Origin of the sequence: Sphingomonas sp. Y38-1Y, from assembly GCF_032391395.1 — a bacterium.
Lineage (GTDB): Bacteria > Pseudomonadota > Alphaproteobacteria > Sphingomonadales > Sphingomonadaceae > Sphingomonas.
In genome coordinates this window covers 3,552,674-3,569,664 of record NZ_CP135916.1, presented here as the reverse complement: position 1 = coordinate 3,569,664, position 16,991 = coordinate 3,552,674, and the positions used below count along the sequence as shown (strand labels likewise).

15 protein-coding genes and 1 tRNA gene are annotated in these 16,991 nt (G+C 68.5%); 10 read left to right on the top strand and 6 right to left on the bottom strand.

The genetic code is table 11. The features are described from left to right. The 3 genes from RS883_RS17025 to RS883_RS17015 form a co-directional block, all read right to left on the bottom strand. Window positions 1–84, bottom strand: a tRNA-Leu gene (locus RS883_RS17025). A gap of 43 nt (window positions 85–127) precedes the next feature. Further along, window positions 128–526 carry a DUF805 domain-containing protein gene (locus tag RS883_RS17020; RefSeq protein WP_315761410.1) on the bottom strand — a complete coding sequence of 133 codons (399 nt, stop codon included), beginning with the start codon at window positions 524–526 and terminating at the stop codon, window positions 128–130. Between the two features lie 59 nt (window positions 527–585). Next, the gene (locus tag RS883_RS17015) at window positions 586–2,094 is read right to left on the bottom strand and encodes a YifB family Mg chelatase-like AAA ATPase (RefSeq protein ID WP_315765193.1); all 1,509 of its coding nucleotides are present in this window, start codon (window positions 2,092–2,094) and stop codon (window positions 586–588) included. 191 nt (window positions 2,095–2,285) lie between these two features. Here RS883_RS17015 and rpmH point away from each other — a divergent pair, with 191 nt between their 5' ends. From rpmH to yihA, 5 genes are read left to right on the top strand one after another with little or no spacing between them, the layout of a single operon-like run. Beyond that, entirely contained in the window at window positions 2,286–2,420 is a 135-nt protein-coding gene (gene rpmH / locus RS883_RS17010) for a 50S ribosomal protein L34 (RefSeq protein WP_096343204.1), read from the top strand. Window positions 2,421–2,476: 56 nt separating this feature from the next. Continuing rightward, a complete protein-coding gene (rnpA, locus tag RS883_RS17005; protein ID WP_315761406.1) occupies window positions 2,477–2,749 on the top strand; it encodes a ribonuclease P protein component in 273 nt (90 codons plus the stop codon). Window positions 2,750–2,762: 13 nt separating this feature from the next. After that, complete coding sequence (gene yidD, locus RS883_RS17000) at window positions 2,763–2,975, top strand: membrane protein insertion efficiency factor YidD (RefSeq protein ID WP_315761404.1); 213 nt, start codon at window positions 2,763–2,765, stop codon at window positions 2,973–2,975. A gap of 44 nt (window positions 2,976–3,019) precedes the next feature. After that, window positions 3,020–4,717 (top strand): membrane protein insertase YidC, encoded by a 1,698-nt coding sequence (gene yidC / locus RS883_RS16995; protein WP_315761402.1) that lies wholly within the window; start codon window positions 3,020–3,022, stop codon window positions 4,715–4,717. Next, window positions 4,666–5,355, top strand: a complete 690-nt coding sequence (yihA, locus tag RS883_RS16990; RefSeq protein WP_315761400.1) for a ribosome biogenesis GTP-binding protein YihA/YsxC — start codon at window positions 4,666–4,668, stop codon at window positions 5,353–5,355. Before yidC ends, yihA begins: the two co-directional genes overlap by 52 nt. 238 nt (window positions 5,356–5,593) lie before the next feature. Here yihA and RS883_RS16985 read toward each other — a convergent pair whose 3' ends face one another. Together RS883_RS16985 and acs are read right to left on the bottom strand one after the other, a co-directional pair. After that, window positions 5,594–6,292: a zinc transporter gene (locus RS883_RS16985; protein WP_315761398.1), complete on the bottom strand. Its 699-nt coding sequence runs from the start codon at window positions 6,290–6,292 to the stop codon at window positions 5,594–5,596. 48 nt (window positions 6,293–6,340) lie between these two features. After that, window positions 6,341–8,284: an acetate--CoA ligase gene (gene acs, locus RS883_RS16980; RefSeq protein WP_315761396.1), complete on the bottom strand. Its 1,944-nt coding sequence runs from the start codon at window positions 8,282–8,284 to the stop codon at window positions 6,341–6,343. A gap of 154 nt (window positions 8,285–8,438) precedes the next feature. On the opposite strand from acs, the gene RS883_RS16975 reads away from it, so the two are divergent. The 4 genes from RS883_RS16975 to RS883_RS16960 are packed head-to-tail and all read left to right on the top strand — an operon-like array spanning window position 8,439 to window position 13,277. Next, entirely contained in the window at window positions 8,439–9,923 is a 1,485-nt protein-coding gene (locus RS883_RS16975) for an efflux transporter outer membrane subunit (RefSeq protein WP_315761394.1), read from the top strand. Between the two features lie 3 nt (window positions 9,924–9,926). Further along, a complete protein-coding gene (locus RS883_RS16970) occupies window positions 9,927–11,366 on the top strand; it encodes an efflux RND transporter periplasmic adaptor subunit (protein ID WP_315761392.1) in 1,440 nt (479 codons plus the stop codon). After that, on the top strand, window positions 11,356–12,069 hold the full coding sequence (locus tag RS883_RS16965) for an ABC transporter ATP-binding protein (RefSeq protein ID WP_315761389.1): 714 nt from the start codon (window positions 11,356–11,358) through the stop codon (window positions 12,067–12,069). Before RS883_RS16970 ends, RS883_RS16965 begins: the two co-directional genes overlap by 11 nt. Further along, a complete protein-coding gene (locus RS883_RS16960; protein ID WP_315761387.1) occupies window positions 12,069–13,277 on the top strand; it encodes an ABC transporter permease in 1,209 nt (402 codons plus the stop codon). Before RS883_RS16965 ends, RS883_RS16960 begins: the two co-directional genes overlap by 1 nt. Window positions 13,278–13,390: 113 nt before the next feature. Here RS883_RS16960 and RS883_RS16955 read toward each other — a convergent pair whose 3' ends face one another. After that, on the bottom strand, window positions 13,391–14,518 hold the full coding sequence (locus RS883_RS16955) for a cobalamin-independent methionine synthase II family protein (RefSeq protein WP_315761386.1): 1,128 nt from the start codon (window positions 14,516–14,518) through the stop codon (window positions 13,391–13,393). A 145-nt stretch (window positions 14,519–14,663) separates the two neighbouring features. Between RS883_RS16955 and RS883_RS16950 the strand changes: the two genes are divergently transcribed. Then, a complete protein-coding gene (locus RS883_RS16950; RefSeq protein ID WP_315761384.1) occupies window positions 14,664–16,958 on the top strand; it encodes a TonB-dependent receptor in 2,295 nt (764 codons plus the stop codon). The last annotated feature ends 33 nt before the right edge of the window (window positions 16,959–16,991 follow it).

Here is a 16,991-nt window from a genome sequence, read left to right as displayed (position 1 = left end):
TGGTGCCCCTGGCCGGACTCGAACCAGCATGCCTTTCGGCGTTCGATTTTGAGTCGAATGCGTCTACCATTTCGCCACAGGGGCGCACCGATCACCGCGACTAGGCGATCGGTGCGGCCGGGGCAAGTCAGCGGAACGCGGCGCTGACGTCTTCCTTAGGATCGGGACCGAAGCGGTTGGTTCCGCGCGTGCCGGGCAGGCACATGAAGACCAGGATGATGATCCCGCCGATGTAGGGGATGAAGGCGAGCAGCACGAGCCAGCCGGTCTTGTCCTGATCGTGGAAGCGTCGGACCTGGACCGCGATCGACGGCACGATCACCGCGATCGTGCCGATGCCGAGCAAGATCAGGAAGAAGCTGCCGGGCTGCGAATCATCGGCGTTCATCATGCCCGTCATCAGCGCGAACAGCACCGCGACGAGCGTCACGAGCGTCAGGAACAGTGTGAACATCCAATATTCCAGCCGTCGCGAGCGGCCCTGGAAATCGGCATAACGTCGGAGCGGCAACAGCATCCACTGCATCGATCGTTCCCCTATTTTCCGTCCGTGGGCAAGCTGACCGATAGGCGCCCGGCGTGCAATCAGCTTCGCGGCGCGCTGCGGCGATAGGAGAGCGCTTCGGCGACGTGCAGCCGCCCGACGCGCTCGGCGCCGGCCAGGTCGGCGATCGTCCGCGCGACGCGCAGCACCCGGGTATAGCCGCGCGCCGATATCCGCGTCGCTTCCGCCGCTTGCGCCAGCAGCGCGCGGCCGGGCTCGTCGGGCGCGGCGTGGGCGTCGAGCAGCGTGCCCTCCGCCTCGGCATTGGTGCGCGCGGGCGTGCCGTTATAGCGCAGGGTCTGGACGCGGCGGGCGGCGGCGACCCGCGCGGCGACCTCCGCCGATCCCTCGGCGGGCGGCGGCAGCACGAGATCGGCGGCGGTCACGGGGGCGACTTCGACATGCAGGTCGATGCGGTCGAGAAGTGGTCCGGACACCTTCGCCTGATAGTCCGCCGCGCATTTGGGCGCGCGCGCGCAGGCGAGCGCCGGGTCGCCCAGATGGCCGCAGCGACACGGGTTCATCGCCGCGATCAGCTGGACGCGGGCGGGAAAGGTGACGTGTGCGTTCGCACGCGCGACGCTGACCGTGCCGCTTTCCAGCGGCTGGCGGAGCGAATCGAGCACTGCGCGCTGAAACTCGGGCAATTCGTCGAGGAACAGGACGCCCAGGTGCGCGAGGCTGACCTCGCCCGGCTTCACCCGCAACCCGCCGCCGGTCAGCGCGGCCATCGACGCGGAGTGATGCGGGCTGCGAAACGGCCGCGCGCGCGTCAGCCGGCCACCGGTGAGCGTCCCCGCCACCGACTGGACCATCGACACTTCCAGCGCCTCGGCGGCTTCGAGCGGGGGCAGGATGCCGGGCAGGCAGGCCGCCATCAGCGACTTGCCCGCGCCGGGCGGGCCGACGAAAAGGAGATTGTGACCGCCCGCCGCGGCGATCTCCAGCGCGCGCTTGGCGGTTTCCTGGCCCTTGACCTGGCGCAGGTCGGGGCCGTGCGCGGCATCCTCGACCTCGCCGGGGGCGGGCGCGGCGACCAGCGACGAGCCCTTGAGATGGTTGATGAGGCCGATCAGGTCCTCGGCGGCGATCACCTCGATGCTGCCCGCCCATGCCGCCTCGGAGCCTTGCGCGGCAGGACAGATCAGTCCCTTGCCGATCGACGCGGCGTGCATCGCCGCCAGCAGCACGCCAGGGGAGGGGGCGAGGCGCCCGTCGAGGCCGAGTTCGCCGACGACGACGTAATCGGCCAGCGTCTCGACATCGACCACGCCCATCGCGCCGAGCAGGGCGAGGGCGACGGGCAGATCGTAGTGAGAGCCTTCCTTGGGCAGGTCGGCGGGCGACAGGTTGACGGTGATCCGCTTGGGCGGGAGGGCAAGGCCGATCGCGGCGACCGCACCGCGCACCCGCTCACGGCTTTCGCCCACCGCCTTGTCCGCGAGCCCGACCATGACGAAGGCGGGCAGGCCGGCGACGAGGTTGCATTGCACCTCGACTCCGCGCGCCTCCAGCCCCAGATACGCCACCGTCGATACGATCGCGACCAATGCCTGCCCCCCCGCTTGCCCGAAGCCATTGTGGAAGAAGGACAAGGGTTCGACAAGCTCGTCCTGAGCACGCCGAGCCGCGTGACAGGGGCGGGGGCGTGCATTGACTCGGGTGCCCCCCATGGGTATGGGCGCGGGCTTGACGCGGCCGTCTTCGGGCGGCCCTTTTTCGTTATGCCAGGGAATGAGCGATGAAGCGGACTTTTCAGCCGAGCAATCTGGTGCGCGCGCGCCGGCACGGCTTCTTCGCGCGGATGGCGACGGCAGCGGGCCGCAAGGTGATCCGCGCGCGCCGTGCCCGCGGTCGCAAGAAGCTGAGCGCCTGATCGGCCTGACCCGTCGCCGCGACTATCTCGCGGCGAACGGGGGCAGGCGCGCGCCGATGCCGGGCTTCGTGCTGCTCGCGCGCGATCGCGCCGACGGCGATCCTGCCCGGCGCATCGGTATCACCGTGTCGAAGAAGGTCGGGAACGCCGTCGTCCGCAACCGGATGAAGCGGCGGTTCCGGTCGCTCGCGCGCGAGGTTCTCTCGGCGCACGGCCTGCCCGGCCACGACCATGTGCTGATCGGGCGCGCCGGCGGGATCGAGCGGCCCTATGCCGATCTCGTCCGCGATCTGGTCAAGGCGATCGGCCGGGTGGCCCCACGGCCATGATCGACCCGGTTCGATGATCGCCCGGGCGCTGATTCTCGTCGCGCGCGCCTGGCAGTTCGGGCCGTCGCGCATCCTGCCGCCCTCTTGCCGGTACAGCCCCTCCTGTTCGGCCTATGCAATCGAGGCGCTTGCCCGCTATGGCGCGGGGCGGGGAAGCTGGCTCGCGCTCAAGCGGATCGCGCGGTGCCATCCCTGGGGCGGATGCGGCCATGATCCGGTGCCCTGAAGTCGCCGGCCCGGTGGGTCGGCCATAGGTCGGGAAGTCGTTCGGTGAAGCAAGACAGCAAGAATTTCGTCCTGTTCGCGGTGTTCGCCGCGCTCATCCTGTTCGGCTGGCCGGTCGTCACCGGCTATCTCTTCCCCGCCGCCAACCCGCCGGTCACGAAGATCGAGGGCGGCAAGACCAAGGTCGTGCCGAACCCCTCGGCCGATCCCACCGCGGACACGCCCGGTGCGCTGCGCGATCGCCGCATCGTGCTGGCCGAGACGCCGCGCGTGCGGATCGACACGCCGGCGCTCGCCGGGTCGATCAACCTCAAGGGTGCGCGTCTCGACGACCTGGTCCTCAAGCGGTACGACGAGACGGTCGCCAAGAACTCGCCGCCCATCCACCTGCTCTCGCCCTCGGGCGCGGCGGGTGCGTATTTCGGCGGCTTTGGCTGGCAGGGAACGGGCGTTCCCGATGCGAACACCGTCTGGTCCGCGACCGGCGACGTGCTGGGCGTCAACCGTCCGGTGACGCTCCAGACCACGAATGCCGCGGGCCAGCGCTTCCAGATCAAGCTGTCGGTCGACGAGAACTACATGTTCACCGCCGAGCAGACAGTAGCGAACGCCGGCCCGTCGGCGATCGAAGTGCGCCCCTACACCTATGTCCAGCGGGCGGACAAATCGACCGATCCCGATTCGTACACGGCGCGGATCGGCCCGATCGCCGTCGTCGACAATGACGAGACCAACCTGAAGTGGGACGAGGTCACGCAAGCCGGCCAGCGCTTCTCGACCACCAAGGGCTGGGCGGGCTTCACCGACCATTACTGGCTGACCGCGATCGTCCCCGACCAGCGCACGCCCGTCGACCTGACGATCCGCCGCAGCGCCGCCGGGCGCTACGGCGCGGAGGCGCTGGCGCAGGCACCGACGGTCGTCCAGCCGGGCAAGGCGGTGACGCAGACCGTCCGCCTGTTCGCGGGCGCCAAGGAAGTGAAGGTCCTCGACGCCTATACGACGCAGTTCGGCATCCGGAACTTCGACAACGCGATCTACTGGGGCTGGTTCAAGGTCCTGGAAAAGCCGATCTTCTACTATCTGGACTGGCTGTTCGGGGCGGTCGGCAATTTCGGCGTGGCAATCATGCTGCTCACGCTGACGATCCGCCTGCTCCTCTTCCCCATCGCGCAGAAGCAGTTCGCGTCGATGGCGGGGATGCGCGCGCTACAGCCCAAGGTGAAGTCGCTCCAGGAAAAGTACAAGGACGACAAGCCGCGGCTCCAGCAGGAGATGATGCAGCTCTACAAGACGGAGAAGGTCAACCCGCTCGCGGGCTGCCTGCCGATGCTGCTCCAGATCCCGATCATGTTCGCGCTCTACAAGGTGCTGATCCTGACGATCGAGATGCGGCACCAGCCGTTCGTGGGCTGGATCCGCGACCTGTCCGCGCCCGATCCGCTGACGCCGGTCAACCTGTTCGGCCTGCTGCCCTTCACGCCGCCGCACTTCCTGGCGATCGGCGTGATCCCGATCCTGCTGGGCGTGTCGATGTGGCTCCAGTTCAAGCTCAATCCGCAGCCCGCGGACGAGGTTCAGAAGCAGGTGTTCGCGATCATGCCGTGGATGCTGATGTTCGTGATGGCGCCGTTCGCGGTCGGGCTTCAGGTCTATTGGATCACCTCCAACGTGCTGACGATGGCGCAGCAATGGTGGCTGTACCGCCAGCACCCGTCGATGAAGGCAGCGACCGCAAAGTGAACCCGACCTTCGACGAGGATCTGACGGAGGACGCGCGCAAGCTGTTCTCGGGGCCGGTTTCGTTCCTGAAATCGGCGCCGGAACTGCGCTTCCTGCCCGACCCGGACGTGCCCGAAGTGGCGTTTGCGGGCCGATCGAACGTCGGCAAGTCGTCGCTCCTCAACGCGCTGGCCAACCGCAACGCGCTGGCGCGCACGTCGAACACGCCCGGGCGGACGCAGGAGCTCAACTTCTTCGATGTGGGCGAGCCGCTGGCGATGCGGCTGGTCGACATGCCCGGCTATGGCTTTGCCAAGGCGCCCAAGGATATGGTGCGCAAGTGGCGGTACTTGGTGAACGACTATCTGCGCGGGCGGATGGTGCTGAAGCGCGCGCTGGTGCTGATCGACAGCCGCCACGGGATCAAGGACGTCGATCGCGACATCCTCGAGATGCTGGACGCCGCCGCCGTCAGCTATCGCATCGTCCTGACCAAGGCGGACAAGGTGAAGGCGACCGAGCTCGCCGACGTGCGCACGCGCACCGAGGCCGAGGCGCGCAAGCGGCCGGCCGCGCATCCCGACATCCTCGCGACGTCGAGCGAGAAGGGGATGGGCATGGCGGAATTGCGCGCGGCGGTGGTCGAAGCGATCGGCTAACCCCCCGCGCGACGCAGGCTGCCGTGCTCCCGCGGAGGCGGGAGCCTAGGGCGGCAATCGAGACGCTGCTTGGCTCTGGGCTCCCGCCTGCGCGGGAGCACGGCTATTCTCCCCTTCTTGTTCCCCGGCGAAGGCCGGGGTCCAGTTGGGGGACGTTAGCGAGTAGCGTGGCGATCCATTACCAAGGCCTTCCCAACTGGGCCCCGGCCTACGCCGGGGAACAAGGGAGAGAGTTGTTTCACCCGCCCCCCAGCGACCCCAATCCGAACGCCAGCACCACCCCTACCGCCGTCGCGACCCCGGCCCAGTTCCGGTCGTCCTTATACGCCTTCGGGAACACCTCGGTCGCCAGACTCGCGACCACCGCGCCTGCGGCGAAGCAGCGGATCACCGCGAGGACGTGCGGGCTCGATCCTTCGAGCAGCAGATTGCCGGCGATTGCCGCCGCCGACAGCAGCGCCGCGGTCGCCGCCCACAGGCCGAACACCGCCGCCTTCGACCGTCCCTCCTTCATCTCGCGCGCGCCGCCGGCGGCTTCGGGCAGGTTGGAGAGGAAGATCGATCCCGCCAACGCCGCCACCTCCGGCGCGCCCGCGCCGATCAGCGCGACGCCGAGCGCGAGGTTCTCCGGCACGCCATCCAGCGTGATCGCCGCGAGCAGACCCCCGCCCGAATCGGCGCCGATCTTCTCGTCGATCCAGTAATCGACCAGCGCGAACACCGCCGCGCCCGCCGCCAGACCCGCCAACGCGACAGGAAGCGCGCTCTCCTCGATCGAGGGCTCGACCAGCTCGGTCACCAACGACACGAGCAGCGCGCCGCCCGCCATCGCGATCAGGAATCCCTCGAGCCCCTCGCGCAGCCGACCGAAAATGCCCCAGGCGGCGCCGACCAGCAGCGCGCCGGAGACGGTCAGCACGGTGATCGCCATCGCCATCATGCGCGCCAGCGTCTCACCCGGGGGACGCCGACGCCATAACCTGCGTCAGAGCGAAACGCGGTTCTCGACCAGGTCGTCGACCACTGCCGGATCGGCGAGCGTCGAGGTGTCGCCCAGGCTCGACACGTCGCCCTCCGCGATCTTGCGAAGGATGCGGCGCATGATCTTGCCCGAGCGTGTCTTCGGAAGGCCGAGCGCGAACTGGAGCGCGTCGGGCGTGGCGATCGGGCCGATCTCCTTGCGCACCCATTTGCAGAGCTCGTCCCGCAGGGCGTTGGACGCTTCCTCGCCGGCGTTGAGCGTCACATAGGCGTAGATGCCCTGACCCTTGACCGGATGCGGCATGCCGACGACCGCGGCCTCGGCGACCTTGGCGTGCGCGACCAGCGCGCTCTCGACCTCGGCCGTGCCCATGCGGTGGCCGGAGACGTTGATGACGTCGTCGACGCGGCCGGTGATCCAGTAATAGCCGTCCGCATCGCGGCGGCAGCCGTCGCCGGTGAAATACTTGCCCTTGTAGGTGGTGAAATAGGTCTGGAAGAAGCGGTCATGGTCGCCCCAGACCGTCCGCATCTGGCCGGGCCAGGAGCGGGTGATGCAGAGGTTGCCATCGACAGCGCCCTCCAGCACCTGACCCTCGGCATCGACCAGCTGCGGCGCGACGCCGGGCAGCGGCTTGGTCGCGGAACCGGGCTTCAGGTCGGTGGCGCCGGGCAGCGGAGCGATCATCGCGCCGCCCGTCTCGGTCTGCCACCAGGTGTCGACGATCGGGCAGCGGCCCTCGCCGACGACGTCGTGGTACCAGCGCCACGCCTCCGGATTGATCGGTTCGCCCACCGTGCCGAGCAGGCGAAGCGACGCGCGGCTGGTCGCCTTCACCGGCCCGTCGCCGTCCTTCATCAGCGCGCGAAGTGCGGTGGGGGCGGTGAACAGCGTGTCGACGCGGTGCTTGTCGACAACCTGCCAGATGCGGCTGGCGTCGGGCCAGTTGGGCAGCCCCTCGTACATCAGCGTCGTCGCGCCGTTGGCGAGCGGGCCATAGACGATGTAGCTGTGCCCCGTGACCCAGCCGATGTCGGCGGCGCACCACCAGATCTCACCGGGCTTGTAGTCGAAGCACCAATGATGGGTGAGGCTGGCCCAGAGCAGATAGCCGCCGGTCGTGTGGAGCACGCCCTTGGGCTTGCCCGTCGATCCGCTGGTATAGAGGATGAACAGGGGGTCCTCCGCCTTCATCGGCTCGGGCGGGCAGTCGGCGTCGACACCCTCTGCCGTCTCGTCGAACCAGCGGTCGCGGCCCTCGGTCATCGGCACGTCGGCGCCCGTCGCCTTCACGACGAGCACGGTCTTGAGGCTCGGCGCGCGCTCGGCCGCGGCGTCGACATTGGCCTTGAGCGGTATGCGCTTGCCGCCGCGGCAGCCCTCGTCGGCGGTGATGACGAGCTTCGAATCGCAATCCTCGATCCGCCCGGCGAGCGCGTCGGGCGAAAAGCCGCCGAACACCACCGAATGGATCGCGCCGATCCGCGCGCAGGCGAGCACCGCGAACGCCGCCTCCGGGATCATCGGCAGGTAGATGGTGACGCGGTCGCCCTTCCGGACGCCCTCCGCCTTCAGCACATTGGCGAAGCGGCAGACCTCGGCGTGCAGTTGCGCGTAGGTATAGGTCTTCGCCTCGGCGTCCGGGCTGTCGGGTTCCCAGATGATCGCGACCTCGTCGGCGCGGGTGGGCAGGTGGCGGTCGATGCAGTTGGCGGAGACGTTGAGGACGCCGTCCTCGAACCACTTGATGCCGAAATCGGCCTCGTCGAACGACCAGTTGCCCGCCTTCGTCGGTGCCTCGATCCAGTCGAGCCGCTTGGCCTGGTCGAGCCAAAAGGCGTCGGCATCGTCCATGCTGGCGGCGTAGAGCCGCTCATACTCCGCGGCGTCGACATGCGCGCGCGCGGCCCAGTCTGCGGGGACGGGGTAGGTGTCGCGCTCGGCCATGGTGCCTCTCCGGATGGTCGTGGTTGCCCACCGTAAGCCGCGCATCGCCGTGCCGGTCAACCCGTGCGTCGCTGAACCGCCACGCTCGGTCCGATACAATCTGCGACACAAAAGCGGTTGCCGCTGCGAAGGCGCCCCGGCATCAACCCTGCCGATGACCGTCCGCGCTCTCCCGCTCCTGCTCGCCTGCGCCGTGCCGCTTGCCGGATGCGCAGCCGGGCCCGATTATCGCCCCGCCGCGCCGTCCGAGCTTGGCGTCCCGCCCGCCTATTCGGTGCCGGGCACCGCCACTGTCGAGGACTTGCGTCGCTGGTGGGACCGGTTCGACGATCCGCTGCTTCGCCGGCTGGTCGAGCAGGCGGCGCCCGACAATCTCGACGTCGCGCAGGCCGTCGCACGGCTCCGCCAGGCGCGCGAGCAGCTCGTCCAGGCACGCGCCGCGTTCCTGCCCTCGCTGTCGGGCTCGGCCGGCTATTCGCGGCGCCAGGCGATCACGGGCGGCAGCCAGCAGACCCAGCTGCCCGACGGGACGATCATCAATACCGGGCAGGGCAGCACCGACAATTTCTCGCTCGGGCTCGACGCCAGCTATCAGGCAGACCTGTTCGGCGGCATCCGCCGCTCGGTCGAGGGTGCGCGCGCGACCTATGAAGCGACGGGCTACGACTATGCGACGGTGCTGGTCAGCACCCAGGCGGAGATCGCGCGCAACTATATCCTCGCCCGCGCGGCACAGGCGCAGATCGCCAATGCGCGCCAGAGCCTGGGCATCCAGGACGAAAATCTTGAAATCGCCGGCTTCCGCGTCCAGGCAGGCCTCGTTTCCTCGCTCGACGCCGAGCAGGCGCGCGCGCAGCGGGCACAGACCGCCGCGACGATCCCCAGCCTGGAGGCGACGTACAACAGTTCGGTCTCCCGCCTCGGCGTGCTGACGGGTCAGGCGCCCGGCGCGCTCAAGGCGGAGATGGCGGCGGTGCGGCCGATCCCGCGCGGCCCCGCGATCGTCGGCACCGGCATTCCCGCCGATACGCTTCGCCAGCGTCCCGACGTCCGCTCGGCCGAGCGCGGCCTTGCCGCCGCGACCGCGCAGATCGGCGTGACCGAGGCACAGCTCTATCCCGCGCTCGGCTTCTCGGGCGGCATCAACACCGCGGCCAACGTGATCGGCAGCCTGGGCGACATCATCACCGGAACGCTGTTCGCCGGGCTCAACCAACTGATCTTCGACGGTGGGCGCACCCGCGCCGCGGTGCGCAGCCAGCGCGCCGCCGCCGACGCGGCCTTCCTCGCCTACAAGTCGAGCGTGCTGACGGGCCTAGAGGACGTCGAGAATGCCGTCGTCGCGCTGCGCACCGCGCAGGACCGGACGGTGCAATTCCGCATCGCGCTCGACGCCGCCAACAACTCGGCGATCCTGGCGCGGAGCCAGTACCGCGCGGGCCTGACCGACTTCACCACCCTCAACCAGACCGAGACGCAGCTCCTGTCAGCGCGCAACAGCCTGACCACCGCGGCGAGCGACGAGGCGAGCGCGCTCGTCCAGCTCTTCTCGGCGCTGGGCGGCGGCTGGGATGCCGGCACCGTGCCGACCACCGAAAACACGACGACGCGCGCCCTCGACGCGCGCCAGCAGGACTGAGCCATGGCCGACCAGACCCCCGCCGATATCGACGCCTTTCTGGGCACCAAGGCGCAGCCCGCATGGAAGCGCTATGCCAAATGGGCGCTGATCGCGTTGGGCGTCGTGCTGCTCGTCTGGGGCTCGATGTCGTTCTTCGGCGGCGAGCAGAAGACCGAATATGCGACCGTGCCCGCGCGGCAAGGCAATCTGGAAGTCACCGTGTCGGCGACGGGCAAGCTTGCCCCCACCAATCAGGTGACGGTCGGCTCGCAGCTGTCGGGCCTGGTCACGCAGGTGGTCGTGGACGTCAACGACCGCGTCCGCGCCGGTCAGGCGCTGGCATTGATCGATCCCGAGCAGCTCGACGACCAGATCAGCCAGAATCGCGCGCAGCTCGCCGCGCAGCAGGCCTCGGTCCAGCAGGCACAGGCGACGCTGACCGAAGCGCGCGCGACGCTTGCCCGATTCGAGGAGGTGAGCCGCCTGTCGGGCGGGCGCGTGCCGGCCAAGACCGAGCTCGACACCGCGCGCGCCGCCGCCGCGCGCGGCGTGGCCGGCGTGCGCACCGCGGAGGCGAACGTCGCCGCCGCCCGCGCGCAGCTGTCCGCCAGCCAGACGCAGCGCGAGCGGGCGATCATCCGCTCGCCCGTCAACGGCGTCGTGCTCGCGCGTCAGGTCGATCCCGGCCAGACCGTCGCCGCGTCGTTCAACACGCCGACCCTGTTCGTCATCGCCGAGGATCTCAGCAAGATGGAGCTGGAGGTTGCGATCGACGAGGCGGACGTCGGCAGCGTCAAGAACGGCCAGCGCGCGACCTTCACCGTCGACGCCTTCCCCGGCGAGCGCTTCCCCGCGACAATCAACCGTGTCGATGTCGGCTCCAACCTGTCGGTTTCGGAGGCGAGCTCGTCCTCGTCGACCAGCACCGGGACGGGCACGACCGCGGGTCAGGTCGTTAGCTATGCCGCGACGCTGTCGGTGGCCAATGCCGAGCTGCGCCTGCGCCCCGGCATGACCGCCACGGCGGAGATCGTCACGACCGAGCGGCAGAACGTCCTGCTCGTTCCCAATGCGGCGCTCCGCTTCCAGCCTTCGACGGGTCAGCAGGGGGCGGATGCGAGCAAGGGCGGGCTTGCCAGCCAGATCGTCCCCGGGCCGCGTCGGCGCCGCGGCGGCGGTGGCGGCGGCGAGCGCAGCGCGACGATCGGCCGCGGTTCGCAGCAGACCGTCTACATCCTGGGCGACGACGGCACGCCCCAGCCGGTCCGGGTGACGGTGGGCGAGAGCGACGGCCAGGTGACGGAGATCCTGTCGGGCGGCCTTCGCCCGGGCATGAAGATCGTCACCGGCCAGCTTGCCGGCGACAATGCCCGCAAGACGGGCGGCCAGCTGAGCAAGAAGGGCGGCCAGGGTCGCCAGGGCGGCGGCGGTGCAGGCGGTGGGGGTCAGCGTGGCAGCTGATCCGATCATCCACCTGCACGGCGTCACCAAGATCTATGGCGACGGTCCGACGGCGTTTCAGGCGCTGAAGGGGGTCGACCTCGACATCGCCAAGGGAGATTTCGTCGCCGTCATGGGCCCGTCGGGATCGGGCAAGTCGACGACGATGAACATCCTCGGCTGCCTCGACGTGCCGACCGGCGGGACCTTCCTGTTCAAGGGCGTGCATGTCGAGACGCTGGACCGCGACCAGCGCGCGTTGCTTCGCCGCAAGTATCTCGGTTTCGTGTTCCAGGGCTTCAACCTGCTGAGCCGGACGAGCGCGCTCGAGAATGTCGAGCTGCCGCTCCTCTATCGCGGCGAGGACAAGAAGCTGCGCCGCGAGCGCGGCATGGCGGCGCTGGAGAAAGTCGGCCTGGCCAAATGGTGGGACCACACGCCCGCCGAGCTGTCGGGCGGCCAGCAGCAGCGCGTCGCGATCGCCCGCGCGATCGTGACCAGCCCCGACGTGCTGCTCGCCGACGAGCCCACCGGCAACCTCGACAGCGAGCGGTCGGTGGAGATCATGGAGCTGCTCACCGACCTCAACCAGGCGAGCGGCATCACCGTGCTGATGGTCACCCACGAACCCGACATGGCCGCGTTCGCGCACACCGTCGTCCACTTCAAGGACGGCTTGGTCGAGCGCATCGACCAGAACCATCAACAAGGCGCGGCGGTCTGATGCTCGTCACCACCTTCACGCTCGCGGTGCGGTCGATCCGGCGGCATCTGCTGCGCTCGTTTCTCACGATCCTCGGCATCGTCATCGGCGTCGCGGCAGTGGTCACCATGGTGACGCTGGGCCAGGCGACGACCGCGGCGGTGCAGCAGCAGATCGCGAGTCTCGGCACCAACATCCTTCAGGTGCGCCCCGGCCAGGGCTTCGGCCGTGGCGGCGGGGGCCCAAGGCCGCCCGACTTCGACCAGGAGGATGTCGACGCGGTGCGCGAGCAGATCGCCGGCGTGACCGCGGTCGCTCCGCAAGCGCAGTCGACCGCCACCGCGATCTACAATGGCGCCAACTGGTCGACGACGGTCAACGGCACCACCAACGCCTATTTCCAGGTGCAGCCCTGGAACCTGACCGCAGGGCGGACCTTCCTTCCGGCCGAGGAGGAAGCGGGCAAGGCGGTGTGCATCATCGGCAATACCGTGCGCACCAACCTGTTTCGCGACACCGACGCGATCGGCAAGCGGATGCGAGTCAACGACATCAGCTGCGACGTGATCGGCACGTTGGAAACACGCGGGCAGGCGGGTTTCGGCGGCGACCAGGACGATATCATCATCATGCCGATCAAGACGGTGCAGCGCCGTCTGACGGGCAGCCGCGACATCCGGCTGATGCTGGTGGGTGTCGACGGCGATTACGACACCGCGCAGGTCCAGGACCAGCTATCGACGCTGCTGCGCGAGCGGCGGCGGATCGATGCGGGTGCCGAGGACAATTTCAACATCTTCGACACGGCACAGATCAGTGCGACGCTGACCGGCACGACGACTTTGCTCACCAGCATCGTCACCGCGGTGGCGGCGATCAGCCTGGTCGTGGGCGGCATCGGCATCATGAACATCATGCTGGTGAGCGTCACCGAACGCACGCGCGAGATCGGCATCCGCCTGGCAATCGGCGCGGTCGCACGCGAGGTGCTGCTCCAGTTCCTGGTGGAGGCGATCGTGCTGTCGATGCTGGGCGGACTGGTCGGGCTGATCCTGGGCCAGATCGCGATCGCGCTCTTGGCGCCTGTAATGCAGGTGCCGTGGATCTTCGTGCCCCAGATCAACCTGGTCGCGTTCCTGATCTCGGCGGTGATCGGCGTGGTGTTCGGGTTCTTCCCGGCACGAAGGGCGGCGGCGCTCAATCCGATCGATGCGCTGCGGCACGAGTAGCTATCCGCTCGTGCTGAGTAGGGGCTGAGCGAAGTCGAAGCAGCGTATCGAAGGGTGCTTCGATACGGGTCTTCGCCAGGCTCAGCCCCTACTCAGCACGAACGGACGGCGGATCAGATCCGCGCGTCGGCGATATCCGCGCCTTCGCGCAGGGCGGCCAGCTTCTTCCAGGTGATCGCCGGGTCGATCTTGCCGTAACCCGCGAACGTGCCGAAGCCGCAATCGGTGCTCGCCACCACGCGGTCCTTGCCGACGATCGCGGCGAACCGCTCGATGCGCTGCGCGATCAGTTCTGGATGCTCGAGATAGTTGGAGCAGGTGTCGATCAGGCCGGGCGCCAGCACCTTGTCGTCGGGCACGCCCGCCGCCGCCCACACCTTCCACTCATGCTCGTGCCGAGGATTGGCCGCCTCGAACAGGATGGTCGCAGGCCGCGCCTTGAGCACGATGTCGATGATCCGCTCGAGCGGGATGTCGTGGTCGTGCGGCCCCTCGTAATTGCCCCAGCAGACATGCATGCGCAGCTTGGCGGGGTCGATGCCGGCGGTGGCGGCATTCAGCGCCTCGACATTCGCCTCGATCACCTTGAGGAAGTCGGCCTCGTCCATCTCCTGGTACCCGGTATGCCGCGACATGGCGAGGTCGGGACAGTCGAGCTGAAGCTCGAACCCGGCATCGACGATCGCCTGATATTCCGGCGTCATCGCGGTCACGAGGTCGGCGAGATACGCCTCGTGGCTGGCATAGTGGCGGTTGACCTGAAAGGCGGTGATGAGCCCTGGCGACGCGGCGTTCATGAACGCATGCGGGCGGCTGGGCAGCTTGGACAGCGCGGCCTCGAACCGGCGGATGTCGTCGTGAAGCGGCTGGAGGTCGATCAGCCGCACGTCGCCGATGCATGAGGCGCGGGTGAATTCCTGCGAGCCCATGATGTGCGCGAGCTTGGCGCGAAGCTCGGGCAGCGGTGCCAGGTCGGCGGCGGGCTTGCGATCGGTATGGCCGCCGAACCCCGACAGCCGCTCGATCATGTACGTGGAGTAGCCGACCTTGCCGAGTTCGCCGTCGCTGACGACCGTCACGCCCGCTTCGACCTGGCGCACAACGGCGTCATCGACCGCCGCTTGCACTGCCGAGTCGAAGGCGTCGGGATCGTAGGGCTCGCCGTGATCGCGCGCGAGAAGGAGCGGGGTGAGGGCGTCGCCCCGCGGCAGGCTGCCGACATGCGTGGTCGCGATGGTCATGAAATCCCTCCTTCTTCCTTCGCCGGGCTGTACGGCTCGCATATGCGAAGTTCAATCTCGCAAAGACGACTTGCTTATTGTTGGCAGCTACTACAGTCTTCGCATCGACGGTCCTGAATAGAGGCCGCGGCAGGGGAGATGGATGATGACGGGGAAGCTCCGTTTTGCACTCGTGTCGGGCGCGGGACTGATGGCGCTGGCGGCGCCTGCACACGCTCAGGATCAGGGTAGCGAGATCGCGGCACCGGCGCAGGATGCCGCGGCCGAGACGCCGGGGGACGACATCCTCGTCACCGCCCGCCGCACGACCGAACGGCTTCAGGACGTGCCCGTCGCGATCACCGCGCTGAGCGGCGAGGCGCTGACCGCGCGCGGCATCGACACGCTGGACCAGGTGGCGCGGTACACGCCCAACATCCGTTTCGACGGTGCCGCCGCGCTGTCGGGCGGCAATTACAACGCCACGGTGTTCGTGCGCGGCGTCGGCCAGAACGACTTCGCGATCTTCTCCGACCCCGGCGTCGGCTTCTATGTCGACGACGTCTATTACGCCCGCTCGATCGGCGGGATCATGGACGCGGTCGACATCGCCAGCGTCCAGGTGCTGCGCGGGCCGCAGGGCACGCTGTTCGGGCGCAACACGATCGGCGGCGCGGTGCTCATCACCACCGCTGCGCCGGAGATCGGCGAATGGTCGGGGCGGATCGAGGCGACCACGGGCAGCTTCGACCGCGTCGACGTGAAGGGCGCGATCAACATCCCGCTCGGCGACATGGCGGCGCTGCGCATCTCGGGCGCGACGCTCAACCGCGACGGCTATGTCACGCGGCTGTTCGACGGCGGCACGCTGGGCAACCGCAATTCCGACATGATCCGCGCCAAGCTGCGCCTCCAGCCGAGCGACAATCTGACGATCGACATCGGCGGCGACTATACCCGCGCGCGGGAGAACAGCGCGCCGAGCAAGCTGCTCGCGGTCGGCAACGTGCCGGGGATCACCGGCGTGCCGTTCCTGGCCAACTACAACCGTTTCGTGGCGCCGGGGCGCGGCATCATCGCGCCCAACGGCCTGCCGACGCTCAACCCCAGCTTCATCACCGACGACCCCTTCACCACCTGGGCGGGCGGGCCGAACCGCAACGACCTCGACCTGTGGGGCGTGCAGGGCACGATCGCCTGGGACTTTGCCGAAGGGCTGACCTTCAAGTCGATCAGCGCCTATCGGGACATGCACGCGATCTTCAATCGCGACGGCGACAACACGCCCTTCACCTTCCGCGAGACGGGCAACGACGATCGCCAGTGGCAGTTCAGCCAGGAAGTGCAGCTCTCCGGCAACCTGCTGGACGATCGCCTGACCTTCGTGCTCGGTGGCTTCTACTTCAAGGAAAAGGCGCAGGATCTGGCCCGTGCGGACCTGGCGGTCGGGCTCAACCCGCCGCTGCCGCCGCCGTTCAGCCCGGCGGCGTTCCCCAACAACTTCACCAACAACGAAAGCTATGCCGTCTTCGCGCAGGCGAGCTTCGAGATCTTTCCCGATTTCTCGATCGAGCTCGGCGGCCGATACAGCTCGGACAAGAAGACGTTCCGCACGTTCGTCGTGCGCCAGCGCGACAACGTCACCTTCATCGACGTGACGCGATCGGACACGTTCGACGACTTCACCCCGCGGATCGGCGTCAACTGGAAGCTGTCGCCGACGGTGCTGGTCTATGCGAGCTATTCGCAGGGGTTCAAGCAGGGCGGGTTCAACGGCCGTCCGCTCGTCACCAACGACGAGGTGACGCGCTACGATCCCGAGACGCTCGACAGCTATGAACTCGGCATCAAGGCGGAGACGGCAAACCGCGAGCTTACCGCCAACGTCGCGGTGTTCCGCGGCGATTACAACGACATCCAGCTCACCGTGAACCAGACGCCGTTCAACTTCGTCGCCAATGCCGCGCGGGGCCGTGTCGAGGGCGTCGAGGCGGAGTTCGTCGCGCGCCCGGCCGACTGGTTCAGCGCCAACGCGTCGCTCGGCCTGCTGCGTGCGCGCTATACCGAGGTCGGGCAGGGGCTGGGGCCGACCCAGATCCTGCCGATCACCACCAACAGCAAGTTCGTGAAGGCGCCCGAGGTGACCGCCACCGCCGGGTTCGAGGCGAGCCGCGAGATCGCCGGCGGCAAGGCGTCGCTGCGCGGCGATGTCAGCTATTTCAGCCGCACCTTCCACGATGTCGCGAACACGCCGATCATTACCGACGACGGCTATGCGCTGGTCAACGCGCGGCTGTCCTACACCTTGCCCGGCGAGGCGATCACGCTGTCGGTGTTCGGCACCAACCTGACCGACACGCTGTACCTGGTCTCGGGCAATGCCAGCCCGGCGTTCGGGCTGGCCGAGGTGAGCTATGGGCGGCCGAGGGAATGGGGCGCGTCGGTGGGCTACCGCTTCTGATGCTTGTGCCCCGGCGTAGGCCGGGGCCCAGTC